Genomic DNA, 20,470 nt, shown 5'->3' with positions numbered 1-20,470 from the left:
TCCTTTGGTGCCTTTAGTAAAGCTCTATCACCACCCTCTCAAAACCAAACTTTTCTTTTAGCTCTTTTTTCATAGTCCTTATCTTCTCTCTTATCTCTTTTAAAGGTGTATTTTCTAAAGCTTCCAAGTCTTGTTCTCTTAATCTAGCATACATTATATTTTTACCGGGCACAAGACTCCAAACGTGTATAGATTTAATCATTATCTCTGGGAAATGCTTTCTTATAAAGCTTTCTAACTCTTCTAAATTTACGTACTCTGGGGAAGATTCCATTAAAATATCTATAGATTTAGCCAATACTTTGTAGATAGGATATATAACACTAAGACCTACCAATATACTCATTATTGGGTCAAATATGTAATTTCCAGTAAGCTCTATTAAAACAGACGATGCTATAACACCCACAGAACTAAGCCCGTCCATCAATACCCTTAAAAAAGCCCCCGCTATATTAAGACTGTGTCTTGAGCCAATATAAAGTATCACTATACCAATTATGTTTACTATAAGACCCAAAATAGATATCCAGAAAACGCCTCCAGCGTTTACAGGCTCAGGATGCAAAAGCCTTTTGAACGCGTGTAGAAATATCATTATTAGGAAAAATCCCGCAGTTATGCCGTTAAATAAAGCCGATAGTATCTCAACTCTATAGTATCCAAAGGTCCTTTTGGGATTCGGAGGCTTTTTGGACAAATACATAGCAAAAATCGCCAAAGCCTGCCCCGATAGATCCATAAACATATAAACTGCATCAGAAAGAAGCGCTAAGCTGTTAAAAGCATAACCATAATAAACTTCTAAAAGAAAATCTAAAAACGTTATAGTAAAGACAAAATAAAGCCCTCTCCCAAGATTTTTTTCATCCATTTTCTATATCCGGCGTAATAGAGTATAAAGCGGATAGTATGGTAGAGCCGTTATTTATCATTACTGAGAAAGCTGGATTCCCGCTACCTAATATAGCCATAGCCATACCAAGGGTATTTACAGTAAAATTAAACTTTATGTTGTTGTCCACTACCCTCATAGTGTCTTTTGATAGTTTTATAGCTTTGTAGATGAGATTTAAATCTTCTTTCACAAGCACCACATCAGCCACATCTATGGCCACTTGAGAGCCATCTCCCATAGCAATACCAACATCCGCTGCCGATAATGCCACAGAATCGTTTACCCCATCTCCCACCATGGCTACCTTGTATCCTTCTTTCTTGAGCTTTTCAACGTATTTGGCCTTTTCTTCTGGAGATACTCTTGCTCGGAACTCTTCTATGCCTACTTCTTTAGCTATAGCTTGAGCCACTTCTTCGTTGTCTCCGGTAAGCATCATGAGTTTTATGCCGATATCTTTTAATTTTTTTATCACGTCTTTAGCTTCTTCTCTTATCATATCTTTAAAAGCTATAAGACCTATGATTTTCTTATCTTTGGCAAGGTATAAAACCGTTTTACCCTCATCGTGCTTCTGTCTTGCTATATCTTTTATGTGTTTTGTTATAGATATCTTGTGATTTGCCATATAACGAGAGGACCCAAACTTATACTCGTGTAAAGTATCTTGCCCCTGTAATAGCTTTGCAGATATACCAAGTCCTATATCGTAATCAGAATCTTCTCTTTCATAAAGCTCTAAGCTTTTCTCTTTTGCCAAATTAACTATAGCCTCAGCTATTGGGTGCTTTAGTCTTTGCTCCAATGAAGCAGCTATTCTAAGAAGCTCTTCTTGGTTTAGGCTATCTTCTAAAGGTATTAAATCTGTTATAACGGGCTCTCCTTTTGTAATAGTGCCGGTTTTATCCATAACTATATACTGAATCTTAGACATAGCCTCTAAGGATCTCCCTCCTTTTATGAGGATACCATGGGTAGAGGCTTTTGATATAGAAGAAGCTATGGCTATAGGTATAGATACTCTTAAGTTTGTGTTGTAATCTATGGTAAGTATGCTGGAGGTCTTGGCTAAGTTTCTTGTTATAAGCTGGTTTGCTAAGCCTATGCTCAATATAGGTAGTACAGTGGCATCGGCTAGTTTGTTGAACCTATCGTAGATGGCTGGTTTTTGATCCATATAGGACTCTACCATATGGGCAATTTTTGATATGACAGTATCTGCGCCTTTTTGTTCCACTCTTATATATATTTTTCCGTCTACAACGTTTGTGCCAGCATATACTTTAGCACCAACCTCTTTTAAAACAGGTTTATCTTCTCCGGTTAGCACTGATTCGTTTACAACCGCTTTGCCTTCATTCACTATGCCGTCTACTGGTATTCTACCACCAGCGTAGACAACTACTATATCTCCTATAGATATCTCTTCTATAGGCACCTCTATCTTTGTGCCATCTTTCTCTATATAAGCGGTCTCACCATCTACATTTAGTAAATCTTCTATAGAAGCTCTAGCTTTTTGATTTAATTTATCCTCAAGGTAATCTCCTAATCCTATGAAGAGATTCATTATGTTGGATGATAAAAGCATATTTCTTTGGATAGTGATTCCAAGGGCTAAAGAGTCTAAAAGCTGATATGAAAGCCTACCCTGTAGAAGATTTGTTATGGCGCTTTTAAAAGAGGGTATTGAACCAAATATGGTAATGGCTTTAACAAATGGATTTGGGAAAATTGGTGTCAAAGAAAGCAACCCTCCTACCACTCCCAATAACATTCTAAGTTTAGACGGGTTTTCTTCTTTTGGTTTTGGTTTTGTTTTGTAAGATTTTAATATACCAAGTATAACGTCAATAGGAGTGTTGTTTATAAGCTCTAAAAACTCTTCTATATATATTTTGTTTGGATCGTAAGATATCGATAGGCTACCAGTGGTTTTGTTTAACTTGGCATCTATGATCCCATCTTGGGATTTTATAAACTCTTCTATAGTTTCCTTGGATACATCAAGGTATTTTAGATAAAAAGAATTTACCCTTATTCTACCGTAAGTCTTATGCTTTACATCAAGTGTTTTCATGATTGCTGTTCTGGAGATTGCAATGTTTTTTGGTTTAACCTATTTATAAGCTCGTTTATCTCTTCTTGTACCCTTAAAAGTTCCTGATGCTCAGATATTTTATGTATCATATAAAAGCCAAATACTCCAGCAAACATCCCAAGTCCAAAAGATGTATACTTGCTGCAGACTATATCACCTAACTTTGACCACATGTCTATTCCTCCTTATAAAGATGATTTTAGCTTTTCTAAAAGCTCTTGTTGTTTTTGAAGAAGTGTAATCTTTAGCTCTATTTCTTTTTTGAGTTCTGATTTTGCCTCATGGACTATATCTTCCATAACCTCTTTTTTGGCTTCTATTGAAGCGTTTAACCACTGACCAAAGCTTATGCTTTCTTTGGTAATACCTACAAGCACAGGCTTAAACTCTTCCAAAGCCTTACCAAGTACATAAAACACGCCAATGGTGCCAAGACCCCAGGTGAAGTACCTTCTCGAGAAGCATCCGATAAGATTTTCAAACATGTATAACCTCCTATAAGAAATTTGTTATAATCCTATTAAAAATTATATTTACCCATATAAACCTTATGGCTCCTATCCTGAAACCATAATCAATAGTGTATAAAAAAAGCTTCATGACATCGGATTTTATGGTTCTTGATATAAAAGGGTGTAAATCTGTGAGGCAAACCGTTTCGCCAAGTGGTATTATCTCTTGATTTTTCAAATACTCTTGAAGTTCATCCTGGGGAAGTATCTCCTCGGATTCTATCTTGATGCTTTTGGTTTTGTAATTTAAAAATACGTTATCTTCGCCAAAAAGCTCTTTAAGCATCTTTACAAAAGCCTCGTTGTAAACAATATCGCCTTTAATTCTTATCCTATGGTTAGAAAATGAGATATCTTGTATCTTCATACGAAGTATGAAATAGCTCCTAATCCCATCCTATCTAGTACAACATCTTTGGCTACATTAAAAGCGATGCCCTCCAGTCCCCCTCCTACATTTAACATCAACTGGAAGGCAAATAAAACGTTTATGTCGTTGCCCCTTTCTTTTACATTAAATCCTTTTTCTTTTAACAAAGATGTTATAGCGCTTTTTATATCGCTTTGATTGAAGTAATCGCTTTTGCAGGTTATCGTGATGCTGTTGGTGTTTTGATTGCTGACCACACAAGCGTTTTTCAAATTGTTCTCAAGAATTTTGCACACTTCTTTTTGATATAAAAAGCTTGTTCTTAACCTAACCCTGCCGTTTCTTGCGCTCACTATCTCTACATCTTTCATATCTAACATCTTAAAGGTTTTTTGTTAAGATTCCGTTAATTTTTTTGATTTTTACTATGATATATATCATTTACTTATAAAAGCCCAGATACTTTTATTTTGTTCTTTGGCAAGGGTTTTTATATACCTAAGCATCTTTTTATAACCAGAATAGCCTTTAGTAGCAATGGCTGATTGTTTAAACTGCTCAAAACCAGACACTTTTAACAAAGATGTTGGTGTATATAGATTTTTAGAAGATGGAATATAAGAGCTATCTTTGGAATCCTTTTTCATGTGTTTTTCTAACCATTTTTTGTTTACGTAATGTCCTGTAGCGCCAGCTTCTCGTCTTAATAGCGTATAGTTGTTGCAGTATCCTGGATTGAAAGCCACATTTACATCTGGTTTTATGGCTTTTATAGGGCTAAAGTTTGGTTTATCTGTCCATATGCCAGATATAACTGGTGTAGTTTGGTCAAAAATAGACATAGGTGGTATTCCAAGTATTTTTTCTATTGTTTTTATTATGTTTATTTGAGAGTAATGCTTTGTGGATATATAACCTTGTTTTACCCATGGGCTTAAGACCACTGCAAAAGTTCTATGAGCGTCTATGTGATCTGCTCCAGATTGGGCATCGTCTTCGTTGATAAATATAGCCATATGCTTCCAGTAAGGCGTATGAGATAGATATTCTACAATTTTTGCGGTAGCATAGTCGCTGTTAGCTACGTAATACTGGGGTGTGTAATAGCATGGATGAAGCCCAGCAGTGTGATCATCTGGAAGCCATATGTAGGAAAATTTTGGCATCTTGTGGGTTTTAAACCATTTTATTGCAACGTCAGCTCTAAACGTGTCTAAGATAAAGCGGTTCCACCCAGGGAACGAGTAAGCTATATGTGGCTTCATAGCTTTTGGTATATCACCCCATCTATTTCTTGATACAAACTCTCCAAAATCTTCAAAACTTACATGATGAGCCAATAGATTGTTAAATAGATAAAGCTTGTAAGGGTAAGATATCCAAGGATTTGCCCATTTCCCAAGCTTATCTAAATCTTCGTATATAGCAAAAGGATTGTCTACACCGTTTGGCATACCAGCCCAGCCAGTAGCGTAGCCAAAGGTAAGAGCTTGTGTCCAGCCTGGATTTTCAACTAAACCCCTTCCAGAGTAATACTCTTGCCATGTTCTTTCTACAAAATCAGATACACTTGCCCCAGTAGTCCATTGGTGTGCTTGGGCTGTTACTTCGCCGTCCGCATAAAAGTTTGCCATCAAAACGTAGTGATCTGCAAAATTAAACAAATTTGGAAGCTCTTTTTTAGTGTATAAAGCTAAATTTGGATCTGCCCATTTGCCAGCTCTTTTGTAAGTACCAAGATCCTCGTCAAAGGTTTTGTTTTCTCTTAGTATAAAAACCACATACTTTATATGCTTTCTTAAAAATTTAACTAGTTTATCTTGTTTTTTGATATCGTCAAACTTATCATATGTAAACAGATCTTTTGTATAGTTTTTAATGTTTTTGTCTATATCTTTTAAAGAGATTTTTTGCAATATACCAGGCATCAAAATACCAACCCATTGATATTTTGTGTTTGGAAAAGAGCCAAGACCTTTTGCTGAGACAACGTAGATATTGTTATCTCCTACTTTCATAGCGCTTGGGTACCATCCTGTTGGTATGGCACCTATTAGTTTTTTGCTTTTAATATCAAAAATATTTATAGAGTTTGTGCCAGCGCTTGATACAAAAAGCTTACCATCTTTTTCAAACAAAGCGTTTGGATAAGAACCTGGTTCTTGATCTTTAAAAAGTTTATCTTTTAAAAAGCCCAAAACCTTGAAGTTTCTGGTATCTATGATTGCTATTTTGCCGCTATTTGCCAAGCTTACATATAGTTTATCGTTTTTATAATATAAGTTTGTAGGATGAACACCGGCAGATTCACTATATTTGCTAAGCTTTTTACCTACGTATATTTTTTTGATAAATTGAAATGTATTTCTATCTATTACAGCTATGGCATTGTCTCCCCAAAGGCTAACAAATATATATTTTGGAGATAGCGCTATATCGTATGGATAAGCACCTACGTTTAAATATTTTATTTTATCGTTTTCATCTATTCTTGCTATTGCATTTGATAAAAGCCCAGTAGCGTATATATATTTATCTCCTTTTACAACAGCGTCAGGATAAAAGTGTCTCAAATCGTATCTAAAACCTTGATATATGTATGGATATTGATTTTTAGGAAAGCTTTTGTAATGAAGGTATATCTTTTTTTCCAGTTTAAGGCTTTTAGGATAAACATTAAACACCAAGACATTGTCAGAAAATCCGCCAGCTACATAAAGCTTGTGGTCTTTGTAATACATACCTTGATAAAAACTTTGATAGGGTAAGAATAAATACCTTGGATCTTTGGATGGATTTACCTCGTCTTTCCAGGCTTTTACTTGAAAAAGTTCTTGCAGATTTTTGTTGTACATAGTAATAGTCTGATAAGAGGTAGCGCCGTTTGTCAGTACAAAAATATGGTTTTTAGACACTACTACGTTTGTAGGAAAGTTGTAGGTATAGACATATTTCCCTACTGGTTTTATCTCCCACCCCCAGGGGGTAAGATGATTTCCTACATCCTTTGCAAATCCTACACCAGCAAACAAGCTAATAGCAAGCAAAAACTTTTTCATACCTAATCTCCTTCGTTGAGTCTATAATGTACCTTTAAATCAAACGTTATAGGGCCTTTTGGTGGGGCTGGAAATTTTAAATGTTTTATTAGTTCTTTTGTATATTCATCTAATATAAAACTACCGCTGGAGTTTAATAAGCTAACATGATCTACTTTACCACTAGCTGATATATTGACTCTTATATAAACTGTGCCAGAATCTCCTCTTTCTTTTGCTAAGGAAGGATAATGCTTGTGTTCTTCTATTATTTCATAAACCTTAGAAAGATATAAAGCTATCTGATTTTTTGTAGGTTTTGTTGAAGTTGCAGCTTTTTCAGGTATTGGCTGAGGGGCTTTTGATATTTTTTTATTAGATTCATTCATATTTTGATAGGTAGTTTTTGTGGTAACTCTCTGTTTGACAGGTTTTTTTATTTGATAAGGTTGCGGTTCTGGTGGTGGTATTTTAGAAGCAATTGGTTTTTCAACATGAGGTTTTTCAACAGGTTTTGGTTTTTCTACATGTTTAACTATGTGATGTTTTATAATTTTTTTCTCTTTAGGCATTACGATTTTTTTCTCAACTGCTTTGTGCTCTATTGTTACATTTTTTTCCTTGTTTAACCGAATTGTGTTTACTAGATGTATTTTTATTTCTTTAGGCATTTTGTATTTATATATATCTATTTTAAGAAACGTTATTAGAAACATGGTTATAGAAGAAAATACAATCGCTAATATAAATGATATTATTTTATACTTTCTATCTTCAAAATAAACGCTAGTCATGATTGCTTATTTACAACAGATATATTTGAGATACCAGCCTGCTGAATGTGATCCATTACATTTACTAAGGTTTGTACATTTGCATCTTTATCTGGAACTATATATACATTTATGTCTTTAGAATCTTTGACCTGCTTCTTGATATTTTGAAGATAAGATGTTAAATCATTTAAGCTGTATGGATACTTGTTTGAACCCACGTAAACTAGATTATTTTTTGTCAGATAAATTTTTACGTTTTCTACTCTTGGTAATGGATCAGTGTATTTAGATGCTGGTACACTTAATTGCTTTCCATTTAAAGATATAGAGTTTATCGTCAAAAGCACAAAAAATGTTAGCAAAAACAACATCACATCTATCATTGGCACTATATGTATTTCTTCTTTCTCTTGATGTTCTTCTTCCCAAAGATTGGCCATGTCAATTACCTCCTGCAAAGATTAGTTTAGCCTCTTCTCTTATATTTCTTATCATATCGTTTAACATCTTATAAAACACCAAATCCCAAAGAGCTAAACATATACCAAAAGCTGTAGCCACAAGCGCAAAACCTATGGATTTGCTTATAACTACTGGATTAGAAATACCCCTTTCTGCTAAATTTGCAAAGGATTCTATAAGGGCCAATATACTACCAAGAAGCCCTAGCAAAGGTCCTGATGTAATTCCAAAATCTAATATCCACATACTATCTTTTAACTTAGTTATAAGTTTGTAAGCTTCTTTTTCTGAAGATCTGTTTATCTCTTTTTTTATTTTACTTATTTGAATAAACTTATAAACTATCACATAATTAGAAATTACAAATATCACAAACATTATAACAAATACCGCTTTATGAAACATCTCTAAGTCCATCTAAACCTCCTTTGCCACATTATACATTTTCATTGTTAATTTTCTGTTAAGAAATCCCATCCCTCTTATCCCTCATATTTGCATGAAAAAGAAGCCTTTAAAAATCTGCTTTTATAGAGCCATAAACTGTAAATGGAGCTCCTGGATAAGCTTGTATATAGCTTTCATTAACGTTGTAATATCCACCGCTTGATATGTATTCAAATTCATTGTACTTTTTGTTTGTTATGTTTAAAGCCGTTAGAGTAAGCTGAATATCTTTAAAATAAGGAATGCTTCTTGCGGTGTTTAGTATATCAAAAGATATAGAGGCATTCAAAGTATTGTAACTTGGCATTTTCTGAGTATCCGGAAGACCGGTGTTGTTGTTAAACATAGATTGAGAGCCTACGTATTGGAACCAGACAGAAGGCTTTGTTATTATGCCATGTAGATAATTTATAAGATAAGAATAGCTTACATCTAAATTAAACAATGTATGTGGTACATAAGAAACTGGTAGGTCACTAGCAGATGTAATATTACCATTAGCGTTTGTGAATGTGTAATTTGGGAATTTGGCATCCTCAAAAGTGGCGTTTGTCCATAGATAAAGATGTTTTATAGGATAATAATCTGCAAATAGATTTACACCGTTGTAAACTGATGTACCAGCACCGTCTCCTAGATAATTACCATTAGAGTCGTATATGGGAAAAAATAAATGTGAAAATATCATATGAAAATAGTTGACACCTGCAAATATTTTATTAGCATACTTTAAGTTTTGTTTTAACACCTTAAAACCTATTTGATATTCCTGTGATTTTTCTAGATGTAGTTCTGAAGCTGGTACTTTTTGATATGGGCCTCCACCACCTCCGTTTTCTGGCACTTTATATGTCTCGGCATAGTTTCCATATATTGATATACCATCAATAATTTCATAATTTGCATCAAAAGAAGGCTCTAATTTAGTAAAGTTTGTGTGAGCAGAAGGAAGTTTAGCTTCGTTTCTCTTAGGATTTAATTGGCAAGCTAAAGGAAAATCTGTGCAGGTTTCGTTGTTATAATCTGTTATAAAATCTACCCATCTTATACCAGGAGTAAATTTAAATTTGTGAAATTTTATAGTGTCTTCTGCAAAGCTTGCTATATCTGTTTGGTTCCAATAGTCACTTCTATATTTTGCATTTGGTACAGTGGCACTTCCATAAATACCTGGTGCTAGTTCTACTGAAGGATTCCAAAAAGCGTTTCTTGAGTTATAATTACTTACTAAGTAGTATCCACCAAAAGCTATATTGTTATGGTATATGTTGTTTAGTTCAAACCATAGTTTATCGCCAAATACTTTATCGTATGGATTATTATACTCATATAGATTTCCTGGATTAGAACCAAGAGGATAATCATTATAATGATTATGTCTTCTAAAGCCATATCTAAACCATATCATGTTGTGAAATTTTGTATTTTTATCGAAATTTAGGTTTAGTTTTGAATATACAAGATCTAAGCCGTTTTGGTCTAACTTGTGAAGCACTGAAAAATCAGGTGCACTATAAAAACCAGTGGTGCTTTGACTTAAAAGGGGTGTGTTTGGTGTTCCATCTGCTGTAAGACCTTGCTGTGGAGATACTGGTATCGGTGGGTTTCTCCAGTAGTAAGACTGCGCTGCGTAAGCACCTATAGAAAAATCGCCGTCTCCATCTGCAAAAACTTTTTTAGTTTTGATGTAATAAGCGTAGTTGTGAGATGGATATCTAAATCCGTCCACAGAGGTTACATAGCTGTTATCAGCTCCCCAGCCTGCTGCTACAACTGTTCTCCAACCTTTGATATCACCAGTGTTAAAAGCTACAAATAAATTCCTTGAGTTAAAGCTTCCGTACGATAAATCAAAGAAACCACCCATATATTTTGATGGTTGTAGTGGTATAAACTGTATTTGTCCCCCTAAATCGTTGTACCATCTAGATTCTGGATTACCTGGCCCATAGATAACCCTTATACCTTGGATTAAATCTAATTGCGGTATTTGATTGGATTGCCATAAGCCCGTTGAAGGGTTGACTAGTGGAACACCGTCAAAAGTGACTCCTAAAGATCCATTGTCTATACTTGTGGCGTTAGTAAAACCTCCCCATCCTTGCCTTATGCCGTTTAAAACTATGGAAAATTTCCTAGAGCCATTTTCTCCAAAACTACTTATAGTAACACCTGGTGCGTAAGATAACACCTGGGAAACGCTACCAGTAGGTCCAGCTACTTTAAGTTGGTCTTTTTTTATAACCTTTATAGTTTGCGCAGATTCGAATATCGTTTTATCTTTTAGTTTTAAGGTAGCTCTATGATATCTTTTTTCAATTTTCTTCTGTTTAGAAGATGCTTGTTGAGCTCCTACGTTGATCTGTCCTATGTTATAAACTGGAGCTGAATTAGATTGAGCAAAAGATACTCCACCGCTAAAAACAGCTAAGCTAAGCAGTATAGTTTTTAACTTTTTGGTAAGCATATTCTTCCTCCTATTCAATTTCTTACCTGCACAGATTATAATTGATTAATGTTAAAATATTATTAAGAAATGTTTAATTTTCTGTTAAGGAGTTTCTTGTGTTTAAAGTATAAAATGAGCTTAATGTTTAAACTCATCGTTTAAAACTTGCTTTATCTGCTCCATTAAATCAGGGATATCAACGGTTGCTACTTTCCACACTATATGATAATCTACATCGGCATAGTTGTGAATTAATACGTCTCTCATACCAGTCATTTTATTACATTCAATCCAATATATTATGGCTGCTTGTTTTTCTTGGTTTTTCATAAAAGCATCAAAAGAAATATTTTGTGTATGTTTTACTATAAGCTCACAGGTTTGCAAAATGTCTATTAGATAGCCTCTCTTTTTCAGAAGACATGAATTATTTCATTTTTAATGATGTTTTGCTTATAATGATTCCTCATGTGCTTTAACTGGTTGCTGGTTATTATATCTACTTTTCTTTTAAAAGCCTTTTCAAGATACTCAATTAATTCTAAATAAGCATTAAGATCTATCCTTGAGTATTCAATCTCTACATATATGTCTATATCGCTGTTTTCCTTCTCTTTTCCTTTTGCCACAGAGCCAAAAAACCCTCCATGCAATACTCCAAATTTCTCATATAATTCATCTTTATGCGTTTTTAAAAACTCAAATACTTGCTCTTTTAAATTTTGCTCTTTTATAGCTTGCATATAAAATAGTTTAAATAAAAATATTTTTATGTCAAGTATAATCGTTTTGAGTATTTTATCTTCCCTCCCCTCCCCTTAAGCCCGCATGAAAAAGAAGCCTTTAAAAGTATGCCCTCAAACCAGCAGATACTGTTATAGGTGGCGCTACATAGTAAGTACCAGAAGTATCACCAGCGCCTATATAACCTATATATGTTTTGTTGGTAAGGTTTAATACGTTTAAAAAGCCGTAAAACTTTTTACCAAATATATTAAAGTCTCTTGATACATTTAGATTTGCCACTACGTATGGGGGGATTTCTTGATTATTTATTGAATCGCCGTATCTTGGGCCTTCATATATTAGATAAGGGAATATATCAAATCCATAAATCTTGTAGTCTAAGCCGAGTTTTCCCATATACTTAGGTGTATTTGGAAGCTGGTTTCCAGCCACGTTTAGAAAGGTTTTGCCAGAATAGTATCCGTTGTCAAATTTTGCCCTATTGTAAGAAAAAGAGCTTATTAAAGTTAGGTTTTTTATAAGGTTACCTAAGACTTCCAGTTCACCGCCGTAGGCTTTTACTTTACCTACGTTTTGGGGATATGTAATATTTGGGTTGTTTGGCTCTGGAAAGTATTCGATCTTATTTTTGTAATCTACATAGTAGATGTCTGGTTTTATTATAAATTTGCCAAGTGTTATATTAACACCAGCATCGTAAGAATCAGCTTCTTCTGGTGATAAGTTGTTGATTATTTCTTGTGTAGTGGTTCCTTTTGGTGGTGAACCTTGATAACTTTCTGGAACTTGGAAGTTTTTTGCATAGTTGAAATATGGATAAAGGTATCTATTTATCTTATAACCTATGTTGATACTTGGTAAAAATTTTCTATAAGTTTTTACATAAGATTCATCTGAGATTATACTAAGAGGATAGTTGTATATATCATCGTCTGGAAGATATGGTAAGTTGTTGGTATTAAACTCTTTATAATCTCTTTTTACTTGAGCGTATTTTAAACCTAGTTCAACATCAAAACGATGAAAATCTTTTAGATCAAATATAACATAGGGTGTTTGAGTGGTGGTGTACACTTTATCTATATATCCGTAGTAGTTAAAAGTTGTGTTGTAATTGCCGTTTTGGAAGTTGTTTAGCTTAAAGTTTGTGCTAAAGTTTTCAAGATCTGCCCTTTCATACCAAAAACCAGCTGTTACTTTGAAAGGATTTTTATGGAAAACCGCTTGGGCTATAAAACCAGGTCTTTTTGTATAATTGTATGAAATACCGTAATTTATGTAGTTACCCCTGCTATTGTAATATGCAGAAGATCCTCCCCCTCTACCTCTCCAGTAATAAGGCTTTAAATCGACATAGAAATTTTTACTTACATCAAAGCTTATATCTCCTCTAAATTCATAGTTTTGATATGGGTTATGAAAAAATTTGTAATAGTATGCATCTACGGCTGGATTACCAGTGAGACTACCGTTGTAATCAAAATCTTTGTTAGCACTCAAGTTTTGGGCTTGTTGGTAGGTAAGACCTCTATAATAGTAATTTACCTGATCGTTTTCGTCCATGTAAAAATCTATATGTAGTCTATTTAAATTTGCTACCCAGCCAAAAGTTACGTGGTCTCTAAACTTAGGATTTTGACCTGGGCCTTTCCACTTGTCAGCTTGAGCATGAGAAAATGATATAAAAAACTTTGAGTTCATAAGGGGCAATAATCCGCTATCCAGTCTTACAAAAGATTTTTCAAAAGCATAAGAGCCAAATATTTGCTCTAACTCTAAGCCAAGCTTATCTTTTGGTGGTATCGTTCTTAAAGCTATTCTACCACCTAAATCTGAGTAGAGTGGGCTTGCTTTTCCAGTGCCACCTCTTGTGATAGTTTCAGCTTCTAAGTTTTCCAAATCCATATATTCATTTGGATATAGAGCGTAGTTTCCTGAGTCCATAAGTGGCATGCCGTCTATTGTCAATCCTATTTGGTTGTTGTTGAAACCTCTTATAGTTATCTCTCCTCCAGATAAACCGTAAGGATCTTGAGTTTGGAAGTTTACTGAAGGAAGAAGCTCAAGAGCTTGAAAAACGTTTCCACCACCAGAAGATGTAAGCTTGTTTATCAAAGGTCTTTCCACTTTTTCCTTGGCTTTTGTATATTTTGTAGTTTTTACTAATTTGCTTGGGGTGTTTTCTTTGGTTTTATGTGCATTGACTTCTACATTTAGAAGCGGTGTCTCTGCAAATGCAAAGCTTACCATTGCTAAACTAAAAGTACAAGCTAATCTAATCTTCATAAATCTACCTCCCTAATAATTTCATTTTATTTTCATTATGTTAATTTTTTATTAATATTTGTTAAAAAATTTTTATACCTTTATTTTGCAAAGCAAAAACAATGTTTATCGGCTCAATCACAAAATATTTTAGCCATCTTAACCAAAAATTAACTTTACCAATTTAAAATTCAAAGGAGGTGCAGTGCCATGGTTAAAAGTTTGGATGAACTTAAGCATTTGTTGGAAGAGGGTGAAGAGCTTTTGTTATCGATATTTGATAATGGGATGTACCATATGATCACTTATAATAAAAATTACAATACACTGTTTTATTTTAAAGCCGAGAAGTTTAGCAAAGACCAAAAGTACCAAAGAGCATACGAGGAAATTATTATACCTAATAGTATTAGGGAAAAGCTTTCACACATATTAGCCCCAAAAGCCATAGAGATTTTAGAGCAAACGATTGTAGATAATCGCCAGTATGCAACTTGAACAAGCCCTAGTACAAGAGTTCTCAAGAGATATCAAAAAGGTTGGCAGAGCTTAAAAAAGAGTCCAAAAAACTTCTAAAACCTGTTATAGAAGAGTCAAGCGAAGCGCTTTTGATACAAACCACTTAAGGACTTGTATATGAAAAACAGCTCCTCCATATTCTTTTCCAGAGAAAATCGCTCTTTTACAAAGTCTTTTATTTGGCTTTTATCAAGATGTTGGTATGTTTTTGATAAAATGAGTAGATTTTTTATAAACTCTTCTTTTGAAGAGGCAAGATAATTTTTATAATAAACAATCTCTGGAAACGATACATCCTTGTAAGCCACCACTGGAAGCCCGCAGGCCTGGGCTTCTATTATAGAATAACCAAAGGTATCGGATTTGGAAGCGCTGACAAATATATCAGATGCCTTGTAAAGCCCTGCCAGGGTTTTTTTATCTTTTATATAATCAAAAACCGTAAAACCCCTATCAAGGATCTTGTTTATATGCTTTTTGTCTGGTCCATCCCCTACTAAAATTAGATGAAATCTGTTATCTAAGCTATATACTGTTTTAAATATATCTAAAAGCTCTAAAAAGTTTTTATCTTTGGAAAACCTTCCCACATATATAAGCGCTATTTTACCTTTTAAAGCGTTTTGAAGGTCTTTATCTGGTGCTTGGTTTTCAAAAAACCCAACATCTATGCCATGATAAACCACCTCTACGTTGTATAAGCCCAAAGTATTTAGATAGTCTTTTACATAAAAAGAAGGAGCTATTATCAAATCCATATCGCTGTAGGCTTTGTAGATATATTTTCTGGTCATCTTTGATACTACACTATCTTCTTTGTTTAGTTTGAGAATGTTTGATAGACTTTTCTCCAAGTTAGAATGAAAAAAACCAATCATCCTAAAATTAAGCTTTTCTTTTAATTTTTTTATAAAAGATGGTAGTAAAAATAACGATCCTATTTCTACGATATCTGGTTTTTCGTATTGGATAATGTTTGCTATCTTTTGATGGTTGACAAGAAGCCTATACTGTTTCCAAACCAACATGTAAGGGGATTTGATTTGATATATCTTGCTATGGTTTATATAATTAATATTATCTTTTTTGCCAGGCACTATCAGAACATGCTCAATATCTTTGTCCTTAAAATACTCTATCTTGTTGTTTATATAGGTTTTTATACCACCGCTTTTATCTGAATAAAAATGCGTTATATCTAAAAGTTTCATGCAACGCTTTCTTCTGAAAACTCTATACTCCTTACTTTGTTAAAAGATAACAAGTTTATCATCTCCAATAAAAGCTCTCTCTCATCTAAGCTATGGGCATAATCTATAGCTCTTTGTTTTATCTCTTTGTAATAGAAATGATCTTCTAAAAGTTTTTTTACAAGGTTTGCATACTCTACTGGATTGTTTTGGTTTATTATAAAGCCGTTTTGCCCATGAGTTATATGCTCTTTGGCACCGCCTTTATCAGATACCAAAGGCACAAGCCCGCTAGCCATAGCTTCTAACACTACGTTTCCAAAGGTTTCTGTGGTGCTTGGAAACAAAAATATATCTGCGCTGGCATAGGCTTTTGATAAATCCTCCCCCTCCAAAAATCCCGTAAACATAATCCTATCTTTATAAACTTTTTCAAGTTCATACTTATATGGTCCATCTCCTACTATTGCAAACTTTAGGTTTCTCTCTTCTTTTAAAAGCTCAAAAACCTCTATAAACACGTCTAAATCTTTTTCTTTTGCAACTCTTCCTATATAGACAATTACTCTTTCTCCTCTGTAAGTGGGGTCAAAGTTTTTCCAAAAATCCTTATCTCTAAAGATGGGGTTAAATTTTTCCTTGTTTACACCTCTTTTGAAAATTACCAGCTTGTCCTCTTTTATACCGTAGTTTTTAAGCTTTTCATAGTAAGAAAAACTTGGGATCAACACTCTGTCTGACAAACCGTAGAAGGTTTTCATAAGCATTTCAGCAGCGTATTTAAAATAAGGCTCAGAGGTATATCTATAGGCGTATTCTGGAAAATCTGTATGATAAGCAGATACAAAAGGAATACCAAGGACTTTGGCTATTATAAGGGCGTAGATACCTATAACCCCTGGGGTGGCAGCATACACGATATCAAAATTTTCTGATTCTACATAATCTAAAAGCTCTAAAAGATTTGGTATATTTATGGTGATATTCTCATACTCTGGTAAAGCAAAAGAAATCATTGGTTTAAAGTTTTTAATATGACTATCTTCAATACATCTTTCGTCTGAGATTATAAACTTGATGTTTAGCTCCTCTTCTTTGGCCAAATCAAGAAGCTTTTGAGTGGTTTTAGCTACGCCGTTTATATCAAAAAATGTATCGGTAAAATATGCTACTTTGCCGTCAATGTGTTCTTCATTGAAAAATTCTTTGTAAAATCTTTTGGATATGTTTTTCTCATCGGCTCTTTGTTTGTAGACAGATAGATAAGCTATATATGGAGCCAAAAATATAACGCTTCTTCCTATGTAAGCGCTTAGCTTATCAAAATCAAAGGATTTCATAGATTTTATTTGATTTAACGTGTAAGGAAGCATGTTTGAGAAAAATTGAAAGATGTTTTCGTGAGGATTTTCCGATACCATACCTTTAAAATTGATGACGTTTTCTATGAATGTAACCACAGAACTTTTACCCAATATAGAATCCAAAAACGAATACTTAGTAGTGTCTTTTTGTTCAAAAAGTGTATCTAAAAGATAGCCAAGGTTTCCAAGGTTATACCTTTTTTTCATGCCCTCTTTTGCTATATTCATCACCATGTGTGTCAGTCTTTTTGGATTTCCATGATAGCCATCTACTTTTGTGGTGCCGTTTTCTATGGCTTTCTTGAGATCCTCTACACTGGAGCCTTCTGCTATAGTATATCCATAACCAAGATCAAGCCCACCATGGTCGTCTGATCCGCCGGTAAAAGCTATAAAATCTCTTTTTCTTTTAAAAAAGCCGTATTTGTTTGCAAGATCTTCTAAGTCCTTTTTGGTGTAAGATTTTGCTATCTTTTTTGTAATAATTGAAGAAGTCTTTGACCTTGTGCCATTTAGTACTTCCCAGTTGTCAAATAAAAGTAAAAATCTCTCTATATGAGTTTTATTTAGTTTTCCATCCATATCGTAAAGGGGGTGAGCCAGTATATGGATTATATTGTTGAACTGAAGATAATCTACGAGTTCATATATATTTCCTCTTATATGCTGTATATCGTCGTGATACTTTTGATTTATATCGATGGCTATAACGTGGACTTTGCATCTATCCTCTGGAAAATATGTAGTGATCTCTTCCGATATGAAAACACCGGGAAGATGGGCTATTTCAAGGCATCCGTCTATGGTATCGTGGTCTGTGATGGTAAATAGCGTCATCCCTCTATTTGACAAGGTCTCGTAGAGCTTTTTGGGCTTGGTGTAACTCTCGCCTATTTTTAGCTTTTCAGAAATGTAGCCACCTGGCCTGTTTGAAGCTTGAGAGTGAAGATGTAAATCTACTTTTATCATAAAACCTCCCTATAGCTATTATCTAATTTAATACACATGTGTTAATTTTTTATTAAGTTTTTTGCTTTTATGATATGATATAAACTAGTTATTTGAAAATGTTCTTTTCTTGTGTAGTCCAATACTTTTAGGAGTTTATAAATTTTAGAGGGATTTTTAATATCTACTGGATGAAGGGCTATCCTTACAACGTTCAGGGCTTTTAGCATAAAAAACATCTTATCAAAAGAAAGAATAGAAATATCTTCTACATAACCTCTACTACCAAAGGCCAAAACCGGTGAAAATATCTTTTTGTTTTCTTGAAGATTGTATATATACCTTCTATCAGTGGTAAATAAAAATCCTTTTTCTTTTAAAAGTTGTAATAATTCTTTTTTGAAAAGCCAAGCGGGTGCTATAAAACCCTTTGGTGTTATACCTAAGCTTTTCAACATCTCAATTCCTTTATCAAGCCTATAAGAAAGATTGTTTTCCAATAAAAACTCTGCTTCTTTGTAGGTAAAAATTCTGCGGTAGTCGTATTTCTTAAAATCTCTTGACATATGAGTGTATCCATGAAGTATAACCTCGGCGTTTGTTGTAATCTCCAATACCTCATTTTTAATATCTAAAAGCGTTTCTTTTTCGTGGTAAAAAGGGATAAGAAGATAAGTGATGTTGGTTATGCCGTTTTCTATTAGGAGTTTTCTTAAGCTTAAAACGTTTTCAAAGTTTGAAGGGCAAACATCGTGAATTGATATATTTAAAAACTTATAGGTTTTTCCAAATAGCAAGATCTTATATCCTCATATAGTATCTTTGTTAGTTCTTTTCTATTGAGATAAGACGTTTGATACAAAGGGTTTAAGAAGAAAAGCTCAATCTCCATACTGTCTACATTTAGCAAAAAGCTTAAAAAATGCTCAAAAAGTTCCATATCTCCATAGTAAAATACGTAATCTCTATTGGATATGGCTATTGGTTTACCGTTTATAGATTTATATTTTATACATATTGGCAATATTGGTTTTTGGGCTTTTAGCATAATCTCTACAAAACTACTTTTAAAAGGAAGCACATCATCACCGTTTGAAGTGGTGCCCTCTAAAAACACCACCACATTAAAACCCTCTTCTAAAACAGATTTAAAAAGCTCCATATCAGAAAGTATGTTTGCTTTGTTCTTTCTATCTATGAATATCGCACCACCATATTTTGCTATATGTCCAAACAAAAATGTCTCTTGCACTTCCTTTGTGGATAAAAACACCGCCTCTATAAAAGCGCTCAGAACCACTATATCAATGTAACTAAGATGGTTTGACACTATTATATAATTTTGGTCTTTTATATATATGCCGTTTTGTTTTATATTTATGTTGAAGAGTTTAATCACTAGCCTAGAAAAAAAGGAAGCATTTTTTAAGAAAGCTTTTCTCTTTTCTTTTTGGTCTTTAACAAAGATATCTATATATAGAGATTTTAAAATAAAAGCTATAAAAAGCATTAGGAAAACAAGTATTTTGTAAAAAAACTTTACATATTTCATATCTTTATATTAAACTTTTATTTTTAATTTTTGGTTAATAAAAGCCCCAAACGGGGCTATTTTATATGTTAGGTAGCAGGTGAGGGTTTTGAAATGGTCGTATCTTCTTGAGATACTTCTTCCAAAGATTTTCCTTTTGGTTTTGGAATTGCTATATAAGTAAGTAATTTAACTAGAAGTTATAATATCTTCCAAAGAATTATAAAGAAAATATGAGCCACGGGGGACTTGAACCCCCGACCCACGGATTAAAAGTCCGTTGCTCTACCTGCTGAGCTAGTGGCTCTAAATATTAATATTATATCATATCTTTAAGATTTTGCAAGAGCTTTGTACAAGTTGAATTTTTTTATAATTGGTTTATAAGCGAGTTAATACAAAAATATATTGTTATGTGATATAATTAAAATAATATGTTGAAGGCTTTTAAAAGAAGTTCAATGTTGTTGGGGGTTTTTTTAGCTTTTGGCGTAAGTTATGGTATGGGCGAAACAACGCCGATGCAGAGCGTGCCCACTGGTATTACGTGTAAGGTTATAGATAACACTGGTAAGTCACATATTTTACAAAATTGCAACTGCGATGGCAGGACATATATAGACGTAAAAGATGGTTCTTTAAGCTATTTTGTAGACTTAAACACAGTAAGGTCTATAGACGTTGAAGCTTTAAGAGCAAACAACGTTGAGGTATATTTAAAAACAAATGCAAATCCAAGCGGAGAGTTGGTGGAACTTTCTAAAGATATGACATGCTATGGTCTTGGTAGTCTTGGAAACGCAAAATTTTATATAAAAAACATAAAAAGTATTTATATTTTAAAACCATGACA

20 protein-coding genes and 1 tRNA gene are annotated in these 20,470 nt (G+C 33.7%); 2 read left to right on the top strand and 19 right to left on the bottom strand.

Annotated elements, in window-relative coordinates:
• Positions 1–13: 13 nt before the first annotated feature.
• The 14 genes from HYD3684_RS03560 to HYD3684_RS03495 all read right to left on the bottom strand — a co-directional run bounded on the left by HYD3684_RS03560 (position 14) and on the right by HYD3684_RS03495 (position 14,086).
• Positions 14–874, bottom strand: a complete 861-nt coding sequence (locus HYD3684_RS03560) for a cation diffusion facilitator family transporter (RefSeq protein ID WP_015419323.1) — start codon at positions 872–874, stop codon at positions 14–16.
• On the bottom strand, positions 867–2,978 hold the full coding sequence (locus tag HYD3684_RS03555; RefSeq protein ID WP_015419322.1) for a cation-translocating P-type ATPase: 2,112 nt from the start codon (positions 2,976–2,978) through the stop codon (positions 867–869). Before HYD3684_RS03555 ends, HYD3684_RS03560 begins: the two co-directional genes overlap by 8 nt.
• Positions 2,975–3,172, bottom strand: a complete 198-nt coding sequence (locus tag HYD3684_RS03550) for a hypothetical protein (RefSeq protein WP_015419321.1) — start codon at positions 3,170–3,172, stop codon at positions 2,975–2,977. Before HYD3684_RS03550 ends, HYD3684_RS03555 begins: the two co-directional genes overlap by 4 nt.
• Before the next feature lie 12 nt (positions 3,173–3,184).
• Positions 3,185–3,484, bottom strand: coding sequence for a hypothetical protein (locus HYD3684_RS03545; protein ID WP_015419320.1), 300 nt, complete (start codon positions 3,482–3,484; stop codon positions 3,185–3,187).
• A gap of 10 nt (positions 3,485–3,494) precedes the next feature.
• Complete coding sequence (locus tag HYD3684_RS03540) at positions 3,495–3,878, bottom strand: hypothetical protein (protein WP_015419319.1); 384 nt, start codon at positions 3,876–3,878, stop codon at positions 3,495–3,497.
• Positions 3,875–4,252, bottom strand: coding sequence for a hypothetical protein (locus HYD3684_RS03535; protein ID WP_237698633.1), 378 nt, complete (start codon positions 4,250–4,252; stop codon positions 3,875–3,877). The genes HYD3684_RS03540 and HYD3684_RS03535 overlap by 4 nt, the downstream gene beginning before the upstream one ends.
• Positions 4,253–4,318: 66 nt before the next feature.
• Positions 4,319–6,940, bottom strand: a complete 2,622-nt coding sequence (locus HYD3684_RS03530) for an alkaline phosphatase family protein (protein WP_015419317.1) — start codon at positions 6,938–6,940, stop codon at positions 4,319–4,321.
• Positions 6,941–6,942: 2 nt separating this feature from the next.
• Positions 6,943–7,713: an energy transducer TonB gene (locus tag HYD3684_RS03525; protein ID WP_015419316.1), complete on the bottom strand. Its 771-nt coding sequence runs from the start codon at positions 7,711–7,713 to the stop codon at positions 6,943–6,945.
• A complete protein-coding gene (locus tag HYD3684_RS03520) occupies positions 7,710–8,135 on the bottom strand; it encodes a biopolymer transporter ExbD (protein WP_015419315.1) in 426 nt (141 codons plus the stop codon). Before HYD3684_RS03520 ends, HYD3684_RS03525 begins: the two co-directional genes overlap by 4 nt.
• A 1-nt stretch (position 8,136) precedes the next feature.
• Complete coding sequence (locus tag HYD3684_RS03515) at positions 8,137–8,574, bottom strand: MotA/TolQ/ExbB proton channel family protein (protein ID WP_015419314.1); 438 nt, start codon at positions 8,572–8,574, stop codon at positions 8,137–8,139.
• Positions 8,575–8,671: 97 nt separating this feature from the next.
• On the bottom strand, positions 8,672–11,071 hold the full coding sequence (locus HYD3684_RS03510) for a TonB-dependent receptor (protein WP_015419313.1): 2,400 nt from the start codon (positions 11,069–11,071) through the stop codon (positions 8,672–8,674).
• Between the two features lie 120 nt (positions 11,072–11,191).
• Positions 11,192–11,440: a HepT-like ribonuclease domain-containing protein gene (locus HYD3684_RS03505; protein WP_237698632.1), complete on the bottom strand. Its 249-nt coding sequence runs from the start codon at positions 11,438–11,440 to the stop codon at positions 11,192–11,194.
• Between the two features lie 26 nt (positions 11,441–11,466).
• The gene (locus HYD3684_RS03500; RefSeq protein ID WP_015419311.1) at positions 11,467–11,796 is read right to left on the bottom strand and encodes a nucleotidyltransferase domain-containing protein; all 330 of its coding nucleotides are present in this window, start codon (positions 11,794–11,796) and stop codon (positions 11,467–11,469) included.
• A gap of 100 nt (positions 11,797–11,896) precedes the next feature.
• Positions 11,897–14,086, bottom strand: a complete 2,190-nt coding sequence (locus HYD3684_RS03495) for a TonB-dependent receptor (RefSeq protein ID WP_015419310.1) — start codon at positions 14,084–14,086, stop codon at positions 11,897–11,899.
• A 189-nt stretch (positions 14,087–14,275) separates the two neighbouring features.
• Here HYD3684_RS03495 and HYD3684_RS03490 point away from each other — a divergent pair, with 189 nt between their 5' ends.
• Positions 14,276–14,563, top strand: coding sequence for a hypothetical protein (locus HYD3684_RS03490; RefSeq protein WP_015419309.1), 288 nt, complete (start codon positions 14,276–14,278; stop codon positions 14,561–14,563).
• Positions 14,564–14,658: 95 nt separating this feature from the next.
• On the opposite strand, the gene HYD3684_RS03485 is transcribed toward HYD3684_RS03490, so the two are convergent.
• The 5 genes from HYD3684_RS03485 to HYD3684_RS03465 all read right to left on the bottom strand — a co-directional run bounded on the left by HYD3684_RS03485 (position 14,659) and on the right by HYD3684_RS03465 (position 19,924).
• Positions 14,659–15,795 carry a glycosyltransferase gene (locus HYD3684_RS03485; RefSeq protein ID WP_015419308.1) on the bottom strand — a complete coding sequence of 379 codons (1,137 nt, stop codon included), beginning with the start codon at positions 15,793–15,795 and terminating at the stop codon, positions 14,659–14,661.
• Complete coding sequence (locus HYD3684_RS03480) at positions 15,792–18,107, bottom strand: glycosyltransferase (RefSeq protein ID WP_015419307.1); 2,316 nt, start codon at positions 18,105–18,107, stop codon at positions 15,792–15,794. Before HYD3684_RS03480 ends, HYD3684_RS03485 begins: the two co-directional genes overlap by 4 nt.
• Before the next feature lie 41 nt (positions 18,108–18,148).
• Positions 18,149–18,883 (bottom strand): polysaccharide deacetylase family protein, encoded by a 735-nt coding sequence (locus tag HYD3684_RS03475; RefSeq protein WP_015419306.1) that lies wholly within the window; start codon positions 18,881–18,883, stop codon positions 18,149–18,151.
• A complete protein-coding gene (locus tag HYD3684_RS03470) occupies positions 18,853–19,638 on the bottom strand; it encodes a lysophospholipid acyltransferase family protein (protein WP_015419305.1) in 786 nt (261 codons plus the stop codon). The genes HYD3684_RS03475 and HYD3684_RS03470 overlap by 31 nt, the downstream gene beginning before the upstream one ends.
• Before the next feature lie 213 nt (positions 19,639–19,851).
• A tRNA-Lys gene (locus HYD3684_RS03465) sits at positions 19,852–19,924 on the bottom strand.
• Positions 19,925–20,051: 127 nt separating this feature from the next.
• Here HYD3684_RS03465 and HYD3684_RS03460 point away from each other — a divergent pair.
• Positions 20,052–20,468: a hypothetical protein gene (locus tag HYD3684_RS03460; protein ID WP_015419304.1), complete on the top strand. Its 417-nt coding sequence runs from the start codon at positions 20,052–20,054 to the stop codon at positions 20,466–20,468.
• The last annotated feature ends 2 nt before the right edge of the window (positions 20,469–20,470 follow it).

The organism is Hydrogenobaculum sp. 3684, from assembly GCF_000213785.1.
Lineage (GTDB): Bacteria > Aquificota > Aquificia > Aquificales > Aquificaceae > Hydrogenobaculum.
This window is presented reverse-complemented; position numbering and strand designations above follow the sequence as displayed.

What these genes read in the sequence shown, in the direction of transcription:
- HYD3684_RS03460 (WP_015419304.1), top strand. Translation starts at nt 20,052, where the DNA reads ATGTTGAAGGCTTTTAAAAGAAGTTCAATGTTGTTGGGGGTTTTTTTA.
- HYD3684_RS03520 (WP_015419315.1), bottom strand. Translation starts at nt 8,135, where the DNA reads ATGGCCAATCTTTGGGAAGAAGAACATCAAGAGAAAGAAGAAATACAT.
- HYD3684_RS03490 (WP_015419309.1), top strand. Translation starts at nt 14,276, where the DNA reads ATGGTTAAAAGTTTGGATGAACTTAAGCATTTGTTGGAAGAGGGTGAA.
- HYD3684_RS03480 (WP_015419307.1), bottom strand. Translation starts at nt 18,107, where the DNA reads ATGATAAAAGTAGATTTACATCTTCACTCTCAAGCTTCAAACAGGCCA.
- HYD3684_RS03525 (WP_015419316.1), bottom strand. Translation starts at nt 7,713, where the DNA reads ATGACTAGCGTTTATTTTGAAGATAGAAAGTATAAAATAATATCATTT.
- HYD3684_RS03530 (WP_015419317.1), bottom strand. Translation starts at nt 6,940, where the DNA reads ATGAAAAAGTTTTTGCTTGCTATTAGCTTGTTTGCTGGTGTAGGATTT.
- HYD3684_RS03510 (WP_015419313.1), bottom strand. Translation starts at nt 11,071, where the DNA reads ATGCTTACCAAAAAGTTAAAAACTATACTGCTTAGCTTAGCTGTTTTT.
- HYD3684_RS03495 (WP_015419310.1), bottom strand. Translation starts at nt 14,086, where the DNA reads ATGAAGATTAGATTAGCTTGTACTTTTAGTTTAGCAATGGTAAGCTTT.
- HYD3684_RS03555 (WP_015419322.1), bottom strand. Translation starts at nt 2,978, where the DNA reads ATGAAAACACTTGATGTAAAGCATAAGACTTACGGTAGAATAAGGGTA.
- HYD3684_RS03500 (WP_015419311.1), bottom strand. Translation starts at nt 11,796, where the DNA reads ATGCAAGCTATAAAAGAGCAAAATTTAAAAGAGCAAGTATTTGAGTTT.
- HYD3684_RS03485 (WP_015419308.1), bottom strand. Translation starts at nt 15,795, where the DNA reads ATGAAACTTTTAGATATAACGCATTTTTATTCAGATAAAAGCGGTGGT.
- HYD3684_RS03515 (WP_015419314.1), bottom strand. Translation starts at nt 8,574, where the DNA reads ATGGACTTAGAGATGTTTCATAAAGCGGTATTTGTTATAATGTTTGTG.
- HYD3684_RS03550 (WP_015419321.1), bottom strand. Translation starts at nt 3,172, where the DNA reads ATGTGGTCAAAGTTAGGTGATATAGTCTGCAGCAAGTATACATCTTTT.
- HYD3684_RS03470 (WP_015419305.1), bottom strand. Translation starts at nt 19,638, where the DNA reads ATGAAATATGTAAAGTTTTTTTACAAAATACTTGTTTTCCTAATGCTT.
- HYD3684_RS03540 (WP_015419319.1), bottom strand. Translation starts at nt 3,878, where the DNA reads ATGAAGATACAAGATATCTCATTTTCTAACCATAGGATAAGAATTAAA.
- HYD3684_RS03560 (WP_015419323.1), bottom strand. Translation starts at nt 874, where the DNA reads ATGGATGAAAAAAATCTTGGGAGAGGGCTTTATTTTGTCTTTACTATA.
- HYD3684_RS03535 (WP_237698633.1), bottom strand. Translation starts at nt 4,252, where the DNA reads ATGAAAGATGTAGAGATAGTGAGCGCAAGAAACGGCAGGGTTAGGTTA.
- HYD3684_RS03545 (WP_015419320.1), bottom strand. Translation starts at nt 3,484, where the DNA reads ATGTTTGAAAATCTTATCGGATGCTTCTCGAGAAGGTACTTCACCTGG.